The following is a 19,598-nucleotide window of genomic DNA, read 5'->3' as shown; positions in this document are numbered from 1 at the left end:
GCGGATGAACGACGAAGGCCGGAGTCGGGGGCGCGGACGCCGCACCCCCGACTCCGAACCGCGGGACGCCGCTGCGGACACCAAGCCGCAGCGCAAGCCCGACGACCCCGCCGCCCAAGCGCGCGACGTGGTGTACCGGCTGCTGGCCAGCCGCGCGCGAAGCCGTCTCGAACTGCGGCAGGCCTTGCTGCGCAAGGACATCGACGAGGAGATCGCCGATGCCGTGCTGCAGAAGTTCGTCGACGCGGGCTTGGTCGACGACGCCTCGTTCGCCGAGGAGTGGGTCAACCAGCGTCAGCGCTCGCAGGGGCTGGGCCGCAAGGCGCTGGGGTTCGAGCTGCGCCGCAAGGGCATCGACGAGCACCTGGTGGAATCCGCTCTGTCCAACGTGGACGGCGATGCGGAGGCGGAGCGCGCCCGCGAGCTCGTGCAGCGCAAGCTGCGCGGCATGGGCTCGGTCGAGCACACCGCGAAGATGCGCCGCCTGGTCGGAATGCTCGCCCGCAAGGGCTACTCCGAAGGTCTGGCCTACCGGATCGTCAAGGAGGAGATCGAGAACGCCGGGGATCCCGCGGCGAACTCGGACCTCGACCTGCCCTGACCCGCCCCTGGGTCGCTGGGGTGAAAGCCGGTTGAATCCCGCGAGCTGAACGGCCCGCTCCCGGAACCCGGTGCGCTTCGCCGGAGCTCTCTGACTGTGGGACGCGGGTACCAGAACGTCGGGTGGGCGTCGTAGGGTCCGGGGTCATGACCAAGTCGAGCCCCCGGCACATCGTGTGGGACTGGAACGGAACGCTCCTCGACGACAACCACGCCGTGGTGTCGGCGGTGAACAGTGTCTGCACGCTCTTCGACCGCGAGCACATCGACATCGACGAGTGGCGCGCGATCTACAGCCGGCCGCTGCGCGACTGCTACGCGCGGCTGCTGCGGCGCGAGATCACCGAGGACGACTGGGCCCGCGTCGACGAGCTCTACCACGTGGCCTACCGGGAACTGCTGGATTCCTGCGGCATGGCCGAGGGCGTCCCGCACGCCCTTCGGGACTGGGCGGCGACCGGCGGCACCCAATCGCTGCTGTCGATGTGGTTCCACGACGAGCTGGTCGACCTGGTCACCGCCCGCGGCCTGCACGCGTTCTTCGACCGGATGGACGGCCTGCGCACCGCGGTCGGCGGAGGGTCCAAGGACGAGCACCTCCGCGCCCACCTCAAGGTCCAGGAACTCGACCCGGCCGAGGTGGTCCTCATCGGCGACGTCCTCGACGACGCCCACGCCGCCGAACGAGCCGGCGCCAACTGCATCCTCGTCACCACCGGAGTCATGGACCGCACCAAGCTCGAGACCTCCGGCCGCCCGGTGGTCGACTCCATCCCCCAAGCCCTCGCCCTCCTCGCCTCCTGACGAGAACCCCGGTTTCGACCGGTCAAGAACCGCAACTTCCGACCCGCGAGAACCGGGGTTCTCGACAGACGAGTGCCGCGGTTTTCGACAGGACGAGAACGGGGTTTTCCCGCTCGGGTGGGGGCGCCCGCCCGCTGACGGGCGCCCCGGGGATCAGCGGAGGGCGGCGGCTTCGGCGGCCAGTTGTTCGATCTTGGCCCAGTCGCCCGCGGCGAGGAGGTTCTTCGGCGCGAGCCAGGAGCCGCCCACGCAGCCGACGTTGGGCAGCGCCAGGTAGTCCGGCGCGGTCGCCGGGCTGATGCCGCCGGTCGGGCAGAACCGCAGGTGCGGCAGCGGCCCGGCGATGCCCTTGAGGAACGGCACACCGCCGCTGGGCTCGGCGGGGAAGAACTTCATCGCGCTCGCCCCGCGTTCGGCCAGCCGCATCGCCTCCGAGACCGTGCCCGCACCCGCCAGGTACGGCACGCCGGAGGCGTCCAGGTCGTCGAGGAGCCGGTCGGTGGTGCCGGGCGTGACCAGGTAGCGGGCACCGGCGTCGGCGGCCTGCTTGGCCTGCCCGACCTCGGTGATGGTGCCCGCACCCGCGACCATGTCGGGAACCTCGGCCGCGATCCGCTCGATCGCCGGAAGCCCGGCCGGGGTGCGCAGGGTGACCTCGATGGTCCGGATCCCGCCGCGCAGCAGCGCTTCGGCCAGCGGAACGGCGTGCTCGACGTCGTCGAGAGCCACGACCGGCACCACGGGAGCCAGGTCGAACACGTCGGCTGCGGTGTTCATCTTCGATTCCAATCGCGTCAGGGCGGTGGTTCCGCCGCTGGTCATGCTCGCACCTGGTCGGTTCGCGGCTGCGCCTGCCCGAACACGCTCGCGCCCTGGTCGGCGCGGCCGACGGCCTGGCGGAACGCGGTGAACAGCTCGCGCCCGGTGCCGAACGGAGCCGGGTTCGCGCCTGCGGCGGGCTGCCGCGCGGCGAGCTCGTCGGCGGGCACCAGCGCTTCGAGGGTGCCGCGATCGGCGTCGAGCCGGAGAACGTCGCCGTCCTGGACGCGCGCCAGCGGCCCGCCCGCGGTGGCTTCCGGGGTGAGCTGGATGGCGGCCGGGATCTTGCCGGACGCGCCCGACATGCGGCCGTCGGTGACCAGCGCGACCTGGTGCCCGCGATCCATCAGCACGCCCAGCGCCGGGGTGAGCCCGTGCAGCTCGGGCATGCCGTTGGCCTGCGGACCCTGGTTGCGGATGACCACGACGACGTCGTGGTCGATCTCCCCGGCGGAGAAGGCGGCGCTGAACGCGTGCTGGTCGTCGAAGACCCGCGCCGGCGCGGTCACGGTGCGGTGCTCGGCGGCCACCGCCGACACCTTGATCACCGCGCGCCCGAGGTTCCCCTCCAGCACCCGCAGCCCGCCGTCCGGCGCGAACGGGTCGTCGACGCCGCGCAGCACATCGATGTCGAGGCTCTTCGCGGGCGCGTCCCGCCACACCAGCTCACCGTCGTCGAGGAACGGCTGCTGCCGGTAGCGGTCCAGCCCGGGACCGGCGACGGTGCGGACGTCGGCGTGCAGCAGACCTGCGTCGAGCAGTTCACCGATGAGCGTCTGCACGCCCCCGGCCGCCGCGAAGTGGTTGATGTCGGCCGAACCGTTCGGGTACACCTTGCCCAGCGACGGCACGACCGCCGACAGGTCGGAGAAGTCGTCCCAGGTCAGCTCGATGCCCGCTGCTGCGGCGATGGCCGGCAGGTGCAGCGTGTGGTTGGTCGAGCCGCCGGTGGCCAGCAGCGCGACGACGCCGTTGACGATCGCCTTCTCGTCGAGCACCTCGCCGATCGGGGTGCGCTGCTCGGCCTCGCCGAGCCGCACGACCTGCCGCCCGGCTTCCTCGGTCAGCGCCTTGCGCAGCGGGGTGCTCGGCGGCACGAAGCTGGATCCGGGCAGGTGCAGGCCCATGACCTCGACGACCAGCTGGTTGGAGTTGGCGGTGCCGTAGAACGTGCAGGTGCCGGGGGAGTGGTAGGAGGCGGATTCGGCCTCCAGCAGGTCTTCCCGGGTCGCCTTTCCCTCGGCGAACAGCTGCCGGATGCGGCTCTTCTCCCGGTTCGGCAGCCCCGAGGGCATCGGTCCGGCGGGCACCAGCAGCGTCGGCAGGTGGCCGAAGGCCAGCGCGCCGATCAGCAGGCCCGGCACGATCTTGTCGCAGACCCCGAGCAGCAGCGCCCCGTCGAACATCTCGTGGGACAGCGCGACACCGGTGGCCATCGCGATCACGTCGCGGGAGAACAGCGACAGCTCCATGCCGGTGCGGCCCTGCGTGATGCCGTCGCACATGGCGGGCACGCCACCGGCGAACTGCGCGACACCACCGGCCTCGCGGACGGAATCCTTCAGCCACGCGGGGAACTCGTCGTAGGGCTGGTGCGCGGAGAGCATGTCGTTGTAGGCCGACACGATCGCCACCCCGGGCTTGCGCGCGCCGCGGATCGCGAGCCGGTCCGATCCGCTGCAGGCGGCGAAGCCGTGCGCGAGGTTGCTGCAGGGCAGGTCGCCCCGGACGGGACCGTCCGCCGCTGCGGCGGCGTTGATGCGGTCGAGGTAGGCGGAGCGGGTCTGCGCGCTGCGTTCTGCGATGCGGCGGGTGACCTGCTCCACGACGGGGTGCAGTGGCGCCATGATCGCCTCCGAGGTTGAGCTGGACAAACGGGCGACGACGTTGGCGCCACATGGCGCGCGTCACACTAGCGGGTGTGGCCTGGATTTCACAATCGATCCAGTCGGTGGGAATGCGTTCCCGCAGGACACAGCGGGTGCGCGATCATGGTCGTCGACGCCCCGATGGTGAAGGAGTGGTTGTGAGGATTCGCCTGCTCACAGTGGCGGCGCTGGCCGTCGGTCTGGCCGGGTGCGGGCACGCGGAACCCGCCGCGCCACCACCCGCTCCGCCCGCCCCGGAGGCCCCGGCGCCCGCGCCGGACCCCTCGGCGGGCAGCGACGTCGAGCTGGGCAGCTCGCCGACGCTGACGGCGATCAAGCAGCGCCAGAAGCTGATGGTGGGCGTGCGCGCCGATCAGCCCGCCTTCGTCACCCGGGACCCGGCCGGCGAGTACCGGGGCTTCGACGCCGACATCGCGCGCGACCTGGCCCGGCGCATGGGCCTGAACCCGGAGACCCAGGTGCAGTTCCGCCGGTTGCCCCCGACGCTGCTGCGCGACGCGGTCGGTGCGGGCAACGTCGACGTCCTGCTCGGCGGCACCGCCGACGTCCCGCAGCTCACCCAGATCCCCTACGCGGTCACCGACACCGAGCGGAACCTGGTCATCAAGGCCGACGACCCCAAGCTCGCCGAGGAGCTCCGGGGCATGATCGAAGCCGGAGTGGGCGACGGCACCTGGCAGCGCCTCGCCGACGCGAACCTGACGCCCCAGGGCATCTCGGCCCGACCGTGAAGAACGGGGCGCCGCCCACGCGATGTGGGAGGCGCCCCGCTTCGTCGGGCCGAGCCGGTCAGAGCCGGGCCGCTTCGCCGGCCTCGGCGACCTCGACCTTGCCCAGCTTGCCCTTGCGGCCCTGGCTGAGGCGGCGTTCGGTGTAGGTCGCCAGCCTGCTCAGCGCGTAGTTGATCAGGATGAAGATCGCGCCGACCACGATGTAGGTCTGGATCGGGTTGTTCAGGTTCTGGATGATCACCTGAGCCTCCCGGACCACGTCGACGTAGGCGACGATGAAGCCCAGCGAGGTGTCCTTGACGATCACCACGAGCTGGCTGATCAGCGCGGGCAGCATCGCCCGGAACGCCTGCGGCAGCAGCACCGAGCCCAGCACCTGGCCCCGGCGCAGACCGATCGCGTAGGCCGCTTCGCTCTGGCCCTTGGGCAGCGCCAGGATCCCGGCGCGCACGATCTCGGCGATGATCACCGAGTTGTACGCGGTCAGGCCGATCACCAGGAACCACATCGGCGACAGGTCCAGGCCGAGCGAGGGCAGCACCCGGAACGCGAAGAAGACCATGATCACGACCGGGATGCCGCGCAGCAGCTCGACCACGCCGACCACCAGCCAGCGGTACCAGGGCGCGCTCACGACCCGGGTGATCGCCAGCAACGTGCCGATGACCAGCGAGAACACCATCGCCAGCACGGCCGCGGTGAGCGTGCCCAGCAGGCCGGTGCCCAGCAGGCCCCACAGCGCGGTGAAGGTGCCGTTGGTCGGGTCCAGCAGCGGACCCCACTTCTCGGCGGTCAGCTGCCCCTGGCTGCCCAGGGTGTAGAGCACCCAGCCGACGACCGCGAGCAGCAGCAGCCCGACCACGGCGCTGGCCACCAGCGAGCGGCGCTTGGCCTGCGGGCCGGGTGCCTCGTAGAGAACCGAGTTGGTCATCGCGCGATCGCCACCTTCCGCTCCAGGTACCCCAGCAGCAGGCCGGCCGGGATGGTGAGCACCAGGTAGAACAGCACCACGCCGAGCAGCACCGGCAGCGCGGCCAGACCGCGCGCCGAGGTGAGCGTGTCGCCGACCGAGAACAGGTCGCCGCCGACGCCGAAGGCGCCGACCAGCGCCGAGTTCTTGATCATCGCGATGATCACGTTGCCGAGCGGCGGCACCACCGTGCGCACCGCCTGCGGCAGCACGACCAGCGACAGCGACTGGCCGAAGGTCAGGCCCACCGCCCGCGCCGCCTCGGCCTGACCGGCCGGGACTGCGTTGATGCCGCTGCGGATCGCCTCGCACACGAACGCCGAGGTGTACAGCGCCAGGCCGATCGTGCCGAACCAGAAGTAGGAGCCGTTGATGCCCAGCTCCGGCAGCCCGAAGGCCATGAAGAACAGCACCACGGTCAGCGGGCAGTTGCGCAGCACGGTGACCCAGCTGGTCCCGGCGGCCCGCAGCGGGGGCAGCGGGGAGACCCGGAAACCGGCCGCGATGGTGCCGATGACCAGCGCGAGCAGACCCGCCAGCAGGCAGATCTCCAGGGTGCGCACGAGGCCGCTCAGGTACAGCGGCAGGTTGTCGATGATGACTTGCACAGATTCCACTCCGGCCGAAGAGATGGGGCCCAAGAGATGAGGGTGCCGACCCGATCGGGCGGCACCCTCATTCCGCGATCAGGTCAGCTGCAGGGATCGGGCTGCGGCAGGGCCGGCGTCTGCGGCGACACCTTCCCGGCCGTGGCCTGCCAGGCCTTCGCGTAGGTGCCGTCCTGGCCGGCCTGTGCGAGGGTCTGGTCGATGAACTCGCAGAACTTCGTGTCGCCCTTCTTGATGCCGATGCCGTAGGGCTCCTCGGTGAAGGGCTTCTCCAGGATCTTGAACTGGCCGCCGCTCTTCTCGACCAGTCCCATCAGGATCACGTTGTCCGTGGTCACGGCCTGGACCTGGCCGGTGCGCAGCGCGTCGGCGCACTTGGAGTAGACGTCGAAGAGCACCAGGTTCTGCGGGTCGACGTACTCCTTGATCTTCTCGGCCGGGGTCGAACCCGTCACCGAGCAGACCTTGGCCCCGGTGGGCCGCAGCGTCTCCGGACCGGTGATCCGGGAGTCGTCGGACTTGACCATGATGTCCTGACCGGCGGTGTAGTACGGCCCGGCGAAGCTGATCCGCTGCTTGCGCGAGTCGTTGATGGTGTAGGTGGCCACCACCATGTCGACGCGGCCCTGCTCGATGATCTCCTCGCGGGTCTTGCTCGGCGCCTCGACCCACTGGATCTTGTCGGCCGGGATGCCCAGCTTCGCCGCGACCAGCTTGGCCATCTCGACGTCGAAGCCCTGCGGCTTGCCCTCCAGATCGTTCAGGCCGAACAGCGGCTGGTCGATCTTGGTGCCGATCCGGATGGTGCCCGCCTGCTTGAGGTTGGCCATCGTGGTGCCGGGTTCGAACTGCGCGTTCTGGTCGACCGGGATCTCCGGGGCGCCACCGCCGCCGGCCAGCTGGTTCTCGCCGCCCCCGCCGCAGGCGGACAGCGCCAGGGCCAGCGATGCCGTCAGCACCGTGACCAGACGAAACCTCTTGCCTCGCATCTGCTTAACGCCTCTCTGTGCAGTGGGTGGAGAACATCAGTGGGTGAGGATCTTGCCGAGGAAGTCCTTGGCCCGGTCGCTCTTCGGCTCTCCGAAGAACTTCTCGGGCTCGGCGTCCTCGACGACCTCGCCATCGGCCATGAACAGGACGCGGTGCGCGGCGCGGCGGGCGAAACCCATCTCGTGCGTGACGACCACCATCGTCATGCCCTCGTCGGCCAGGCCGGTCATCACGTCGAGCACCTCGTTGACCATCTCCGGGTCCAGCGCGGAGGTCGGCTCGTCGAAGAGCATCACCTTCGGCTTCATCGCCAGCGCCCGGGCGATGGCCGCCCGCTGCTGCTGGCCACCGGAGAGCTGCGCCGGGTACTTGTCGGCCTGGTCGGCGATGCCGACGCGCTCCAGCAGCTTCGTGGCCTCGCGCTGGGCCTCGTCGCGGCCCTGCCCGCGCACCTTGATCGGTCCGAGCGTGACGTTCTCCAGGATCGTCTTGTGCGCGAAGAGGTTGAACTGCTGGAAGACCATGCCGACGTCGGCGCGCAGTTCGGCCAGGGCACGTCCTTCGGCGGGCAGCGGCACGCCGTCGATCTCGATCGATCCGGAGTCGATCGGCTCCAGCCGGTTGATGGCCCGGCACAGCGTCGACTTGCCGGAGCCGGAGGGACCCAGCACGACGACGACCTGTCCGCGGGGCACTTCGAGATCGATCGACCGCAGCACGTGCAGTGAGCCGAAGAACTTGTCGACCGCGGACATCCGGATCATCGGGGAGTCCGAGGGGGCTGCGGTCATTCAGTGCTCCCGAATGCGTCGTTTGTGGATTTCGTTGGCGGAAACTTAAGCCTGTCGCGCAGCCGGAGTCCAGTGGTTGGGATCGATACGTTGTTTCAACTCAGTTACGCAATGCGGTTGTCCTCATCCGCGTAAGGGCTTAACCCGTGCACCCCTGTTGCGCTCCGTAGTTGCCCGGTGTGGTCCGGCACCGCCCCATCATCGGTCCGGGCGGGTGAATCGGCGATCTGACCAGGCGCTACCGTGGAACGGTGAGCACGAAGACGTACGAGATCCGCACTTTCGGCTGTCAGATGAACGTGCACGACTCCGAGCGGCTCGCGGGCATGCTGGAGGACGCCGGATACGTGCGGGCCGCCGGTGGCGGGGAGATGCCCGCCGACGTGGTCGTGTTCAACACCTGCGCGGTGCGCGAGAACGCCGACAACCGGCTCTACGGCACGCTCGGCCACATGCGTCCGCAGAAGGACGTCAACCCGAACATGCAGATCGCCGTCGGTGGCTGCCTCGCGCAGAAGGACCGCGACACCATCGTCAAGAAGGCGCCCTGGGTCGACGTCGTCTTCGGCACCCACAACCTCGGCTCGCTGCCGACGCTGCTGGAGCGCGCGCGGCACAACCAGGAGGCCGAGGTCGAGATCCTGGAGTCGCTGGACGTCTTCCCGTCCACGCTCCCGGCGCGCCGCGACTCCGCCTACTCCGGCTGGGTCTCGGTGTCGGTGGGCTGCAACAACACCTGCACCTTCTGCATCGTGCCGTCGCTGCGCGGCAAGGAGAAGGACCGCCGCCCCGGCGAGATCCTCTCCGAGGTCGAAGCGCTGGTCTCCGAGGGCGTGCTCGAGGTGACCCTGCTGGGCCAGAACGTCAACGCCTACGGCGTGGAGTTCGGCGACCGCTTCGCCTTCGGCAAGCTGCTGCGCTCCTGCGGCCAGATCGAGGGCCTGGAGCGGGTCCGCTTCACCTCGCCGCACCCGCGCGACTTCACCGACGACGTCATCGAGGCGATGGCCGAGACGCCCAACGTCTGCCCGCAGCTGCACATGCCGCTGCAGTCCGGTTCGGACCGGGTCCTCAAGGCGATGCGCCGCTCCTACCGCAGCGAGCGCTTCCTCGACATCGTCGGCAAGGTCCGCCGGGCCATGCCGGACGCGGCCATCACCACCGACATCATCGTCGGGTTCCCGGGGGAGACCGAGGAGGACTTCGAGGCCACGATGGAGGTCGTGCGCCGCGCCCGGTTCTCCAGCGCCTTCACCTTCCAGTACTCCAAGCGCCCGGGCACGCCCGCCGCGGACATGCCCGACCAGCTGCCCAAGGAGGTCGTCCAGCAGCGCTACGACCGGCTGGTCGCGCTGCAGAACGAGATCTCCTGGGAGGAGAACAAGAAGATCGTCGGCCGCGAGGTCGAGCTGCTGGTCGCCGAGGGGGAGGGGCGCAAGGACGCCGAGACCCACCGGCTCAGCGGCCGCGCCCGCGACGGCCGCCTGGTGCACTTCACGCCCACCGGCGCGCTCGACGGCGAGATCCGCCCCGGCGATCTCGTGCGGACCACGATCACCCGCGCCGCCCCGCACCACCTGGTCGCCGACACCGAGATCACCGGCCACCGCCGGACCCGCGCCGGCGACCACTGGGAGGAAGGCGTGCGACCCAAGACCTCCGGGGTCAGCCTCGGGCTGCCCTCCATCGGCGCCCCGGCCCCGCAGCCGGCGGCGCAGCAGGGATGTGCGTGTTGAGCGAGGAACAGGACGTCAAACCCCGCATCGCGGTGCTGCGGCGCTTCGACCCCGGCTCCAAGGCGCTGGTCATCGCCACGGTGATGCTGGTGCTCGTGGTGAGCGCGCTGCTGCCGTGGGCCGGTGACAGCGCGGGCTGGCAGGTGCTGGCCGGGCAGGCCGACCCGGACCTGAAGGTGGGCCTGCTGCCGCGGCTGTTCGCGATCAACGCCACCATCATCGGGCTCGGCTTCGGCGCGCTGGCGCTGATCACCCGATTCTGGGGAGCGGCGTTCGTGGCCGGTCTCGCCGGACTCGTAGTCACCTTCGAAGGCATGATCGCGATCTGGTCGCGGCAGACGAGCGGCACCGGGGGGCCGGGCGTCGGCCTCCTCCTCGCCGTGGCGTGCATGCTGATCCTGGCGATCCAGTGGATGCGCATCGTCTGGTCCCGCGACTGACCGGTCCCGCGATTGCGACCGCTCGCGAAGAAGCCCCGCACCGGAACGGGTGCGGGGCTTCTTCGCGTTCCGGCTCAGCGGCTGGCGATGGCCTGCTCCGCTGCGCGCAGCCACTCGCGCCACTGCGCGGCCTGCTCGTCGGCCTTCTTGGCGCGGCGCTCGTCACCGGCGGCCCGGGCCTTCTCCGCCTGCGCCTCGAACTGCTCGACGCGGCCGCGGAACTGGTCGACGCGGGCCTGGGCCTCCGGGTCGGTCCGGCGCCACTGGGCGTCGGCGGCCTCGTGGACCTTGTCGGCCACCGCGCGCAGCCGACCCTCCAGCTCGCGCATCCGCTCGCGCGGGACCTTGCCGATCTCGTCCCAGCGCTCCTGCAACCGCTGCAGCTGCGACTGCGCCGTCTTCAGATCGGCCGACGGATCGATCTGCTCGGCCTCGACCAGCAGCTCCTCCTTCAGCTTCGCGTTGGCGGCGTACTCGGCGTCGCGCTCGGAGAACGCCGCAGAACGGCGGCTGAAGAACCGGTCCTGGGCGGCGCGGAAGCGCTGCCACAGCTGCTCGTCGGTGTCCTTGGGAGCCCGCCCGGCGGCCTTCCACTCCTGCATCAGCTGCTTGTAGCGGTTCGCCGTCTCGCCCCAGTCGCTGGACTCGGTCAGCGACTCGGCCTCCTCGACCAGCTCCTGCTTGTGGACCTTCGAGGCCGCGCGCTGGCGGTCCAGCTCGGCGAAGTGCGAGCCGCGACGGCGGCTGAAGGCGTCGCGGGCCTTGGAGAACCGCCGCCACAGCTGCTCGTCGGTCTTGCGGTCGACGCCGCGGACCTTCTTCCACTCCTCGAGGATCTGCCGCAGCCGGTCGCCCGCCGACTTCCAGTGCGTCGACTCGTGCGCGATCTCCTCGGCCTCGGCGACCAGCGCCTCCTTGCGGGCGATGGCGTCCGCGCGGGCGCGCTCCTTCTCGTGCTTGGCGCCCTCGACGGCCTCCTCGGCCCGGGCCACCAGGTGCTCGAGGCGGGCGGCCAGCGCGCCGAGATCACCGATCACGGCCGCCTCGGGCAGCGCCTCCTGGAGGTGCTTGGCGCTGGTCAGGGTGTGCTTCGGCTCCCCGGCGTGGGTGCCCAGCCGGGTTTCGAGCAGCTCGACCTCGGTGACCATGTCGTCGAACTTGCGGGCGTAGAGGGCCAGGCCTTCGGCCGCATCACCGGCTTGCCACGAACCGATCGCCCGCTCGCCGTCGGAGGTGCTCACGTACACCGTCCCGTCGGCGTCGACCCGACCCCACTTGGACGGGTCCGAGGAGGCTTTCGGTACTGCGGGCGCGACCGCGGGTGACCCGGTGTTGCTGCTGGTCGAGTCCGCGACCGCCTTGCTGGCGACCGACTCGGGGGTCGTGTCCTGGTGCGTCATGGCCGGCTTCCTCCTTGCGTGCCCGCTCCGATGCCCGTGTCCGGCACGGGCGCCCCGCATCGACGGGGCCCAGCAAGCGTCAGCCCGAACCGTCGGATGGTCCGGCTTCCGCTGGCGCATTCAAACAGGTCAGCAGCCGATCCGGTACTCCACGTCCGAATCGGTGCCCGGCCGAAACCTCGCGACGCCATGACCTGCACGGCTTCATTGTCATCGGAGGCCCGTCCAGCGGCAGCGAGCAGGGTGCCGATGCCTCGCACCGGTCCGCACCGCCGCGCTCCGCGGTCACCCGCTCCAACCAAGTCGACCGTGACCTCTTAACGTGCACGGATGTGATCACCCGAGTCGCCGTCGTGCCGCACCCGCCGCTGCTGGTTCCCGCCCTGACCGTGCGGGCCGATGCCGAAACCGAGCGGTTGCGAGGCGCCTGTTTGCGCGCCGTGTCCAGTCTGGCGGATTCGAGCGCCGAATGGGTGGCCGTTGGCGTAGATCCCTCCGGCCCGATCCGATTCAGTTCGACCACCTCGGGCACCTTCGCCGGCTACGGCCGGGACGTGCGCGTCTCGCTCGGCGACCCATCGCTCGGTGATGCGGCCGAACCGCTAACGGAGCTGCCGTTGCCCGCCCTCATCGCCGGGCTGCTGCGCGAGCAGGCGGGCGCCCGGACCGTCGACGTGCGGCTGCTGGCGCCCGGCACCCCGGCCGAGCAGTGCCGCGACCTGGGTGCGGAGCTCGCCGGATCGGACACCGCGCTGCTGGTCCTGGCCGAGGGCAGCAACCGCTCGGACGAGCGCTCCCCGCACCGGCCCGACCACCGCGCCCGGCCGCTGGACGAGCTGCTGGCCACCGCCCTGGCCCGGGTCGACGCCGAGGCCCTGATGGAGCTGGATCCCGCGCTGTGCGCCGAGGTCGGGGTGTCCCGCGAGGCCCTGCAGGTGCTACCGGGAGTGGTCGCCGAGGGCACCTGGAGGGGTGAGCTGCTCTACTCGGGCACCCCGTTCGGGGTGACCTACGACGTCGCCACCTGGACCAGGGACGACTGAAGCGCCGGGCGAGCTCTTAAGGTTCTGGTGTGTCCCCGCTCCCGCACCCCGTCGCCGTCGTCGGGCCCACCGCGACCGGCAAGTCCGACCTGGCCGTAGCGCTCGCCGAACGCCTCGACGGCGAGGTGATCAACGCCGACGCCATGCAGCTCTACCGAGGCATGGACATCGGCACCGCCAAGCTCACCCCGGACGAGCGACGCGGCATCCCGCACCACCAGCTCGACGTCCTCGACGTCACCGAGACCGCCTCCGTGGCGGCCTACCAGCGCGCCGCCCGCGCCGACGTGGAGGACGTCCTCGCCCGCGGCCGCACTCCGATCCTCGTCGGCGGTTCCGGGCTCTACGTGCAGGCGGTCGTCGACGACCTGACCTTCCCGGGGACCGACCCCCAGGTGCGGCAGAAGTACGAGGACGAGCTGGCCCGGCTCGGCCCGGTCGCGCTGCACCGCAGGCTCGCCGAGCTCGATCCGGCAGCGGCGACGGCCATCCTGACCAGCAACGGGCGGCGCATCGTGCGGGCGCTGGAGGTCATCGAGATCACCGGCGAGCCGTTCTCGGCGAACCTGCCCACGCCCGGGCCCGCCCGCTACGGCACCGTCCTGATCGGCCTGGACCGCCCGGCCGAGGACCTCGACGACCGCGTCGACGAGCGCGTGACCCGCATGTTCGACGCGGGCCTGGCCGACGAGGTGCGCCACCTGGAAGAACAGGGGCTCCGGCACGGCCGCACCGCCAGCCGGGCCCTGGGTTACCAGCAGGTGCTCGCCGAGTTCGACGGGGCGGGCGACATGACCGCCGCGGCCGCCGAGACCGCGCGGCTGACCCGTCGCTTCGTGCGACGGCAGCGCTCCTGGTTCCGCCGCGACGAACGCATCCGCTGGTTCGACGCCGCCGACGCCTCGCTTGCCGACGATGTCCTGGCCCTGGTGAATCCGTAGACTGGCGACGTGCACGCCTTCGCAGGACCCGAGTACATCAAGGGCCACGGGACCCAGAACGACTTCGTCATCCTCCCCGACCCGGACGGTGAGCTGGAGCTCACCGAGGACCGGGTGCGCGCGCTGTGCGACAGGCAGCGCGGCCTGGGCGCTGACGGCGTGCTGCGCGTGATCCGAGCGGCCAACCTGCCCGACGCTCCCGCCGACGTCCCCGGCGACGTGTGGTTCATGGACTACCGCAACGCCGACGGCTCCATCGCCGAGATGTGCGGCAACGGCGTGCGGGTCTTCGCCCGCTACCTGGTCGAGTCCGGCCTCGCGCAGGCCGGTGACCTGCCGGTCGGCACTCGCGCGGGCATCCGTCCGGTGCGCACCCACGACGACGGCCGGGTGACCGTGGAGATGGGGCAGGCCAAGATCTTCGGCGAGTCCACCACGGCCGTGACCGGCCAGGTCTTCTCCGGGGTCGCGGTCGACGTCGGCAACCCCCACCTGGTCTGCGTCGGCGACCACGACCTCGACGCCCTGAACCTCGACACCGCCCCGCCGCACGACGCGCACCTGTTCCCGGACGGCGTGAACGTCGAGTTCGTCCGGCCGCTGGGCGGCGACGAGGTGCGCATGCGGGTGCACGAGCGCGGCGTGGGCGAGACCCGCTCCTGCGGCACCGGCACGGTCGCCGCGACCGCCGCCGCGCTGCACGCCGCAGGTCAGACCACCGGGCACCGGACCGTGCACATCCCCGGCGGCACCGTCGAGGTGGAGGTCACCGCCAGCGGCTCGACCCTGACCGGACCGGCCGTGCTCGTCGGCGGGGGACGGCTCGACGCCGGTTGGTGGCAGAACCCGTGACGAGAGACTTCCCGAAAGCGCAGGTCAACGCCGGTTTCGGCGGTGCGCGATCGGGCGCCTGCGAGCGCTGTGCGGGAAAATGGGTCGCGCAGCGTGGGACAATGACCCTGAGATGAGAGATTCCTTGACCGCATCCCCAGAGCTCGACCAGGACTCGGCGTTGGAGCCGGACGTGGCCGACGTCGACGAATTCGAACCGATCCTCGACGGGGACGAGCCGTCCACCGGCGAGATGGAGCTGGAGGAACGCGCGTCCCTCCGGCGGATCTCGGGCCTGTCCACCGAGCTCGAGGACATCACCGAGGTCGAGTACCGGCGGCTGCGCCTGGAGCGCGTCGTGCTGGTGGGCGTGTGGACCGAAGGCGACGCCGAGCACGCCGACGCCTCGCTGACCGAGCTCGCGCGCCTCGCCGAGACCGCGGGCTCGGAGGTGCTCGACGGCATCATCCAGCGCCGCGACCGGCCCGACCCGGGCACCTACATCGGCTCGGGCAAGGTCCGCGAGCTGCGCGACCTGGTCGCCTCCAACGGCGCCGACACGGTCATCTGCGACGGCGAGCTCTCGCCCGGCCAGCTGCGGCAGCTGGAGGAGAAGCTCAAGGTCAAGGTCGTCGACCGAACCGCGCTGATCCTCGACATCTTCGCGCAGCACGCCCGTTCCAAGGAGGGCAAGGCGCAGGTCGAGCTCGCTCAGCTGCAGTACTTCCTGCCGCGCCTGCGCGGTTGGGGTGAAACGATGTCCCGTCAGGCCGGTGGCCGGGCGGGCGCCAACGGCGGCGTGGGCACCCGCGGTCCCGGTGAGACCAAGCTGGAGACCGACCGCCGGAGCGTGCACAAGCGCATCAGCAAGCTGCGCAAGGAACTGGCGGCGATGAAGACCGTCCGCGGCACCAAGCGCAGCCGCCGCGAGTCCAACGAGGTCCCGGGCGTGGCCATCGCCGGTTACACCAACGCCGGCAAGTCCAGCCTGCTCAACGCCCTGACCGGCGCCGGTGTGCTGGTCGAGGACGCGCTGTTCGCCACCCTGGACCCGACCACCCGCAAGGCGGTCACCCCGGATGGCAGGCCGCACACCCTCACCGACACCGTCGGGTTCGTCCGGCACCTGCCGCACCAGCTGGTCGAGGCGTTCCGCTCCACCCTGGAGGAGGTCGCCAGCGCCGACCTGCTGGTCCACGTGGTCGACGGCTCCGAGTCGTCGCCGCACGAGCAGGTCGCCGCGGTGCGGGAGGTGCTCAGCGAGATCTCCGAGGAGCACGCCTCGGAGATGCCGCCGGAGCTGCTGGTCGTCAACAAGATCGACTCGGTGGACGCGACCAGGATGGCCGAGCTGCGCCGCCTGCTCCCGGAGGCCGTGTTCGTCTCCGCGCACAGCGGCAAGGGCATCGAGGGTCTTCGCGAGATCATCGCCGACCGGCTTCCCCGACCGGAGCTGTTCGTCAACGCCCTGATCCCCTACACGCGGGGTGATCTGGTGGCGCGGCTGCACAGCGACGGAGAGGTCGTCGTCGAGGAGCACACGCCGGAGGGCACCCGCATCCAGGCCAAGGTCCGGCCGGACCTGGCCTCGTTGCTCGAGCCGTTCGCGGCCGACGGTGCGGCCTGACCGAGCCGGCGGCCTGACCGGGGCCGCGCTGCTCGCCGCGGGCGTGATCGTCACCGGCACGCCCGCGCACGGCCAACCGGGACCGGTCGAGGTGTGCACGGTCGAGGACTCCGAGCTCTCCGAGCTGTCGGGCCTGGCCTCCGACGGGAACCACTGGTACGCCGTCGGTGACGGGGGATCTTCGGTGCAGGTGTTCCTGCTGAACCCGCAGACCTGCGAAGTGGTGTCCCAGCGCACCAGCACGGCCAACCCCTACGACGTCGAGGACCTGGCGCTGGCGCCCGACGGCGCGGTGTGGCTCGCCGACACCGGCGACAACCGGCACGACCGCAAGACCGTCGCGCTGCACGTCCTGCCCGCGGGCGGCGGCTCGACGCTGTACCGGATGCAGTACCCGGACAGCCCGCACGACGCCGAAGCGCTCCTGCTGGATCGCGCGGGAGTGCCCTACGTCGTCACCAAGGAACCGCTCGGCTGGGCGGGCGTCTACCGGCCCGCGCAACCGCTGGACCCGGACGCCACCGTCCCGATGGAACGAGTCGGCACAGTGTCGTTGCGCGCGACCAGGACGCCGGGCGGGCCGATGGACGGGTCGATGGGCTCGGTCCTGGTCACCGGCGGTTCGGTGAGCGCGGACGGCACGCTGGTCGCGCTGCGCACCTACACCGAGGCCTACGTCTACCGCTCGCCGAACGGCGACGTGCTCGAGGCGCTCCGCGGCGAACCCGTGCGCATCCCGCTGCCGAACGAGGAGCAGGGCGAGGCCATCGCCTGGGAACCCGGCGGCGGGCTGCTGTCGGGGTCGGAGGGCAACGAGCCGATCCGCCGCGTTTCCGGTGCGGACGGGGACCCGTCCGAGGAGCCCGCGGCGAACCCCGCACCCGGCGACGGTGATCAGGCCCAGCCCGCGGCCGAGGAGGACGGCATGTCCACCGGCCGCTCGCTGGTCTTCGCCGTAGTCGTCGCCGCCCTGCTGGTCTACCTGGTGGGCTGGCGCCGCAGGCGCTCCTGACCGCCTCGTTCGCAGGAGGGCCTCGTCCGGAGGCGGTCTTCGGTCAGGGACGGCGCCCAGGTCTGGGACGGCCCCAGGTCAGAGACGGCCCCCAGGTCAGAGACGGCCCCCAGGTCAGAGACGGCGCAGGACCGCGACGACCTTGCCGAGGATCTGGGCGTCATCTCCGAGGATGGGTTCGTAGGCCGAGTTGTGCGGCATCAGCCAGACGTGATCGTCGGTGCGCTTGAGCGTCTTGACCGTGGCCTCGCCTTCGATCATCGCTGCGACGACCTCGCCGTTGTCGGCCTCGGGCTGCTGGCGAACCGCGACCCAGTCCCCGTCGGTGATGGCCAGGTCGACCATCGAGTCGCCGACGACCTTGAGCAGGAACAGCGTCCCGTCGCCGACGATTTCCTTCGGCAGTGGGAAGACGTCCTCGATGGACTCCTCGGCGAGGATCGGGCCACCGGCCGCGATACGCCCGACGACCGGTACGTAGGCCGGCTTGGCCTGGGTCTCGCTCTCGGACTCGCCGCCGACGAGCACGCCCACGGTGCGCGGCCGGTGCGGGTCGCGGCGCAGGAAGCCCTTGCGCTCCAGCACGCGCAGCTGGTAGGCCACCGACGAGGTGGAGGTCAGGCCGACCGCGTCGCCGATCTCCCGCACGCTCGGTGGGTAGCCGTGCTCGCTCATCCACTCCCGGATGGCTTCGAGGACCTTCAGCTGGCGGTCGCTGAGCTCCTCGGCCGCCGTGGCCTGTTCCGGCACGGTGTCCACCTCGGCAGGGGAGTCCTTGATGTCGTGTACGCGGCCCCCGACAGAGCCGGTCGCATTCGTCGCCACCGCTGCCTCCTGAATCCGTGTGAACTGCGGTGCTGGTGTGGGTCGAGCGGTGCGTCGCCCCGGTTCTGGTCGCCGGTGACCGCCGTTCGCCGCTCGCTTTCCACAGTAGACGCGACAAACACGGAGATCAAACACCTGTTCGAGTTAATTTCAGGCTCGGGTCTCGCGCTGAAGGCCACTCTTGGTACACAATCGCACGGAGGTTCGATCGAACAACCTTTCGATCATTGTTTCCGCGCGGGAGGCGACATGACCACGTTCATCGACACAGTACGGCGGGTTCGGCCGGTTGAGCGGGAATCGCTCGCCGTGCGGCCGGAAGTCGAACCGATCGTGTCGCCCCGCCGACGTGCGGAAGAGCGTCGCCCACATGGGCGGGTGATCCAGGCGGCCGGTCGTGGCCGGGTGGGCGAGGTCAGATCGTGCGCGCGGCCGCTGCGCGCGATCGGCAGAGCCGGTGAGTGGCTCGTGCTGGGCGGCGTCGCGGCCGCGACCTTCCTCGTCGTGGTGCTGGTGGGGCTGTTCGGGGTCGGCGACGCGCCGGTGACGGGAGGTACCACCGTTGTGCAGGTGCGAACGGGGGACACTCTCTGGGGCATCGCGACGCGGATGGCTCCCGACGAGGACCCCCGTGCGGTGGTCGAGCGCATCGTCGAGCTCAACGGTCTCGGGGGCGCTTCCGCCGAAGCGGGACGTCACCTGGTGGTGCCGGTCGGTAGCTGACCGAACCACTAGATGTTGTGGTTCGCCGGGTTTTCGCAGCTGGGGCGAGGAGTGCGTCATCCGGCCGGGCGACAAGGGTGTGTCGGTTTGCAACGCGGTTGGACACGGGTTTAGAGTCGACCACAACATCTAGTAGTTACGTCCATGTGGTTAGCCCAGAGATTGGGCTTCCGGTCTTCCGGGTACTCCATGGGCGTACGTGGTCGTGGGCCGGTGGGAGTCGGTCGGCGGCCGCTCAGGGGGAAGGGGGTGCATGGCCGGTGCGGTGCCCGTTCTGCCGCGGCGATGACTCCAGGGTCGTGGACTCGCGCGAGGTCGAGGACGGCCAGGCGATCCGTCGTCGGCGTTCGTGCTCGGCGTGCGGTCGCCGGTTCACGACCATCGAAGAACTGGTGTTGTCGGTCGTGAAGCGGTCGGGTGTCACCGAACCCTTCAGCCGGGACAAGGTGGTGACCGGTGTGCGCCGCGCGTGTCAGGGGCGTCCGGTAGAAGAGGACGCGCTGCAGCAGTTGGCGCACCAGGTGGAGGAGGCGATCCGGTCCTCCGGCATCGCCGAGCTGCCCAGCCACGAGGTCGGGCTGGCCATCCTCGGTCCGCTGCGGGAGCTGGACGAAGTCGCGTACCTGCGCTTCGCCAGCGTCTACCGCGCGTACTCCTCGGTGGAGGACTTCGAGAAGGAAATAGCCGACCTGCGGTCCGCGAGGGAGACCCAGCGGGACGGCGAGCAACGAGACGTGGAGAGCGGCGGTTGAGCAAGCCGCGACGGCGCGCGTCCCGCAGAGGGGGCGGAAGCGCGAAACGCCAATCGGCGTCCCGGG

At 70.8% G+C, this 19,598-nt stretch carries 20 protein-coding genes; 12 read left to right on the top strand and 8 right to left on the bottom strand.

Translation table 11 applies throughout. The features are described from left to right. Positions 1–4 precede the first annotated feature (4 nt). Positions 5–601 carry a regulatory protein RecX gene (locus QFW96_RS20250; RefSeq protein WP_281457349.1) on the top strand — a complete coding sequence of 199 codons (597 nt, stop codon included), beginning with the start codon at positions 5–7 and terminating at the stop codon, positions 599–601. Positions 602–747: 146 nt separating this feature from the next. After that, the gene (locus QFW96_RS20245) at positions 748–1,404 is read left to right on the top strand and encodes an HAD family hydrolase (protein ID WP_281457262.1); all 657 of its coding nucleotides are present in this window, start codon (positions 748–750) and stop codon (positions 1,402–1,404) included. A gap of 153 nt (positions 1,405–1,557) precedes the next feature. Here QFW96_RS20245 and eda read toward each other — a convergent pair whose 3' ends face one another. Together eda and edd are read right to left on the bottom strand one after the other, a co-directional pair. Next, positions 1,558–2,181: a bifunctional 4-hydroxy-2-oxoglutarate aldolase/2-dehydro-3-deoxy-phosphogluconate aldolase gene (eda, locus tag QFW96_RS20240; RefSeq protein WP_281457348.1), complete on the bottom strand. Its 624-nt coding sequence runs from the start codon at positions 2,179–2,181 to the stop codon at positions 1,558–1,560. Positions 2,182–2,222: 41 nt separating this feature from the next. After that, positions 2,223–4,070: a phosphogluconate dehydratase gene (gene edd / locus QFW96_RS20235; protein WP_281457261.1), complete on the bottom strand. Its 1,848-nt coding sequence runs from the start codon at positions 4,068–4,070 to the stop codon at positions 2,223–2,225. Positions 4,071–4,249: 179 nt separating this feature from the next. Between edd and QFW96_RS20230 the strand changes: the two genes are divergently transcribed. Then, a complete protein-coding gene (locus tag QFW96_RS20230; RefSeq protein WP_281457260.1) occupies positions 4,250–4,843 on the top strand; it encodes a transporter substrate-binding domain-containing protein in 594 nt (197 codons plus the stop codon). A gap of 58 nt (positions 4,844–4,901) precedes the next feature. Here the strand turns inward: QFW96_RS20230 and QFW96_RS20225 are convergent, their stop codons facing one another. The 4 genes from QFW96_RS20225 to QFW96_RS20210 form a co-directional block, all read right to left on the bottom strand. After that, on the bottom strand, positions 4,902–5,774 hold the full coding sequence (locus tag QFW96_RS20225; RefSeq protein ID WP_281457259.1) for an amino acid ABC transporter permease: 873 nt from the start codon (positions 5,772–5,774) through the stop codon (positions 4,902–4,904). Then, a complete protein-coding gene (locus QFW96_RS20220; RefSeq protein ID WP_281457258.1) occupies positions 5,771–6,430 on the bottom strand; it encodes an amino acid ABC transporter permease in 660 nt (219 codons plus the stop codon). Before QFW96_RS20220 ends, QFW96_RS20225 begins: the two co-directional genes overlap by 4 nt. 74 nt (positions 6,431–6,504) lie before the next feature. Then, complete coding sequence (locus tag QFW96_RS20215) at positions 6,505–7,380, bottom strand: glutamate ABC transporter substrate-binding protein (protein WP_281457257.1); 876 nt, start codon at positions 7,378–7,380, stop codon at positions 6,505–6,507. Between the two features lie 66 nt (positions 7,381–7,446). After that, positions 7,447–8,175 (bottom strand): amino acid ABC transporter ATP-binding protein, encoded by a 729-nt coding sequence (locus QFW96_RS20210; protein WP_281457347.1) that lies wholly within the window; start codon positions 8,173–8,175, stop codon positions 7,447–7,449. 278 nt (positions 8,176–8,453) lie between these two features. Here QFW96_RS20210 and miaB point away from each other — a divergent pair, with 278 nt between their 5' ends. After that, positions 8,454–9,938, top strand: a complete 1,485-nt coding sequence (gene miaB / locus QFW96_RS20205) for a tRNA (N6-isopentenyl adenosine(37)-C2)-methylthiotransferase MiaB (RefSeq protein ID WP_281457256.1) — start codon at positions 8,454–8,456, stop codon at positions 9,936–9,938. Beyond that, the gene (locus QFW96_RS20200) at positions 9,935–10,378 is read left to right on the top strand and encodes an Rv2732c family membrane protein (protein WP_281457255.1); all 444 of its coding nucleotides are present in this window, start codon (positions 9,935–9,937) and stop codon (positions 10,376–10,378) included. The genes miaB and QFW96_RS20200 overlap by 4 nt, the downstream gene beginning before the upstream one ends. 74 nt (positions 10,379–10,452) lie before the next feature. On the opposite strand, the gene QFW96_RS20195 is transcribed toward QFW96_RS20200, so the two are convergent. Then, entirely contained in the window at positions 10,453–11,778 is a 1,326-nt protein-coding gene (locus tag QFW96_RS20195) for a DUF349 domain-containing protein (protein ID WP_281457254.1), read from the bottom strand. Positions 11,779–12,110: 332 nt separating this feature from the next. On the opposite strand from QFW96_RS20195, the gene QFW96_RS20190 reads away from it, so the two are divergent. The 5 genes from QFW96_RS20190 to QFW96_RS20170 all read left to right on the top strand — a co-directional run bounded on the left by QFW96_RS20190 (position 12,111) and on the right by QFW96_RS20170 (position 17,232). Continuing rightward, on the top strand, positions 12,111–12,821 hold the full coding sequence (locus QFW96_RS20190; protein ID WP_281457253.1) for a class III extradiol ring-cleavage dioxygenase family protein: 711 nt from the start codon (positions 12,111–12,113) through the stop codon (positions 12,819–12,821). A gap of 29 nt (positions 12,822–12,850) precedes the next feature. After that, a complete protein-coding gene (gene miaA / locus QFW96_RS20185) occupies positions 12,851–13,762 on the top strand; it encodes a tRNA (adenosine(37)-N6)-dimethylallyltransferase MiaA (RefSeq protein ID WP_281457252.1) in 912 nt (303 codons plus the stop codon). A gap of 9 nt (positions 13,763–13,771) precedes the next feature. Continuing rightward, positions 13,772–14,614 carry a diaminopimelate epimerase gene (gene dapF, locus QFW96_RS20180; protein ID WP_281457251.1) on the top strand — a complete coding sequence of 281 codons (843 nt, stop codon included), beginning with the start codon at positions 13,772–13,774 and terminating at the stop codon, positions 14,612–14,614. 232 nt (positions 14,615–14,846) lie between these two features. Next, positions 14,847–16,220, top strand: a complete 1,374-nt coding sequence (gene hflX / locus QFW96_RS20175; protein WP_281457346.1) for a GTPase HflX — start codon at positions 14,847–14,849, stop codon at positions 16,218–16,220. Next, complete coding sequence (locus QFW96_RS20170) at positions 16,210–17,232, top strand: hypothetical protein (RefSeq protein ID WP_281457250.1); 1,023 nt, start codon at positions 16,210–16,212, stop codon at positions 17,230–17,232. The genes hflX and QFW96_RS20170 overlap by 11 nt, the downstream gene beginning before the upstream one ends. 114 nt (positions 17,233–17,346) lie before the next feature. Here the strand turns inward: QFW96_RS20170 and lexA are convergent, their stop codons facing one another. Continuing rightward, positions 17,347–18,057, bottom strand: coding sequence for a transcriptional repressor LexA (lexA, locus tag QFW96_RS20165; protein ID WP_406692178.1), 711 nt, complete (start codon positions 18,055–18,057; stop codon positions 17,347–17,349). Between the two features lie 249 nt (positions 18,058–18,306). On the opposite strand from lexA, the gene QFW96_RS20160 reads away from it, so the two are divergent. Both QFW96_RS20160 and nrdR read left to right on the top strand, forming a co-directional pair. Next, a complete protein-coding gene (locus tag QFW96_RS20160) occupies positions 18,307–18,780 on the top strand; it encodes a LysM peptidoglycan-binding domain-containing protein (protein WP_281457249.1) in 474 nt (157 codons plus the stop codon). 260 nt (positions 18,781–19,040) lie between these two features. Next, entirely contained in the window at positions 19,041–19,532 is a 492-nt protein-coding gene (nrdR, locus tag QFW96_RS20155; protein ID WP_281457248.1) for a transcriptional regulator NrdR, read from the top strand. The last annotated feature ends 66 nt before the right edge of the window (positions 19,533–19,598 follow it).

Origin of the sequence: Saccharopolyspora ipomoeae (assembly GCF_029952525.1) — a bacterium.
GTDB classification, from domain to species: domain Bacteria; phylum Actinomycetota; class Actinomycetes; order Mycobacteriales; family Pseudonocardiaceae; genus Saccharopolyspora; species Saccharopolyspora ipomoeae.
The sequence above is the reverse complement of the archived record's forward strand: the minus strand, read 5'-3'. Positions and strand labels throughout refer to the sequence as shown.

What these genes read in the sequence shown, in the direction of transcription:
- QFW96_RS20250 (WP_281457349.1), top strand. Translation starts at nt 5, where the DNA reads ATGAACGACGAAGGCCGGAGTCGGGGGCGCGGACGCCGCACCCCCGAC.
- QFW96_RS20245 (WP_281457262.1), top strand. Translation starts at nt 748, where the DNA reads ATGACCAAGTCGAGCCCCCGGCACATCGTGTGGGACTGGAACGGAACG.
- eda (WP_281457348.1), bottom strand. Translation starts at nt 2,181, where the DNA reads ATGAACACCGCAGCCGACGTGTTCGACCTGGCTCCCGTGGTGCCGGTC.
- edd (WP_281457261.1), bottom strand. Translation starts at nt 4,070, where the DNA reads ATGGCGCCACTGCACCCCGTCGTGGAGCAGGTCACCCGCCGCATCGCA.
- QFW96_RS20225 (WP_281457259.1), bottom strand. Translation starts at nt 5,774, where the DNA reads ATGACCAACTCGGTTCTCTACGAGGCACCCGGCCCGCAGGCCAAGCGC.
- QFW96_RS20210 (WP_281457347.1), bottom strand. Translation starts at nt 8,175, where the DNA reads ATGATCCGGATGTCCGCGGTCGACAAGTTCTTCGGCTCACTGCACGTG.
- QFW96_RS20195 (WP_281457254.1), bottom strand. Translation starts at nt 11,778, where the DNA reads ATGACGCACCAGGACACGACCCCCGAGTCGGTCGCCAGCAAGGCGGTC.
- hflX (WP_281457346.1), top strand. Translation starts at nt 14,847, where the DNA reads ATGGAGCTGGAGGAACGCGCGTCCCTCCGGCGGATCTCGGGCCTGTCC.
- QFW96_RS20160 (WP_281457249.1), top strand. Translation starts at nt 18,307, where the DNA reads ATGACCACGTTCATCGACACAGTACGGCGGGTTCGGCCGGTTGAGCGG.